Annotated in this window: 1 protein-coding gene; it reads right to left on the bottom strand. The window is 65.6% G+C overall.

Going from position 1 to position 535, the window contains the following annotated elements; translation table 11 throughout:
• Positions 1 to 17 precede the first annotated feature (17 nt).
• Positions 18 to 535: response regulator transcription factor (locus ACFO0G_RS19915; RefSeq protein WP_376979806.1), on the bottom strand; the 518-nt coding region annotated here is incomplete at its 5' end.

The raw sequence follows: 535 nt of genomic DNA, 5'->3' as shown, positions 1-535 counted from the left end.
GTCTGCGCCGCAGGGATTCACCGTCCCTGACGCCGGGGCCTCAGAGCCTTCAACTTTCGTGCGTCGTTCCGGCCGGTGTCCGCCCACGCCGCGCCGGGGGCCCGGGCAGCGGCCGCGGCCAGCGCATCGGCAAGCCGCACGGCGTCCACAAGCAGCGCACTGTTGGACTGCCGCGCGATGCCAGCCTCGCTGGTGCAGATCACAAGCGCCACCGTGACCTCCGCAATCAAGCCCGTGTGACGACTGCGCCGATACTCATACAGTGAGTCCTCCGTGTTCCCAAGCGCTCCGGAGACAAACACCGCGACCTCGGTCCTGCGTGCCATGTCCAGCTTCACCAACACCGACGAGACCATGTTCTTCACGGTCTTTTCGGCTAAAAACATCTCCTGTCCGATCTGGCCGTTGGACAACCCTCGGCCCACCCCGACCGCCACCTTCATCTCCTGCTTTGACAGCAACCCGAACATCGCGTCCGACCGGGTCGCCTCGTTCGTCCCGATCGGAGCCAGAATCCCGGCCTGGAAACGACGGC

The organism is Arthrobacter sedimenti (genome assembly GCF_042652025.1).
GTDB lineage: Bacteria > Actinomycetota > Actinomycetes > Actinomycetales > Micrococcaceae > Arthrobacter > Arthrobacter sedimenti.
Note: the sequence above shows the minus strand (reverse complement) of the source record. Positions and strands in the feature narration are given on the sequence as shown.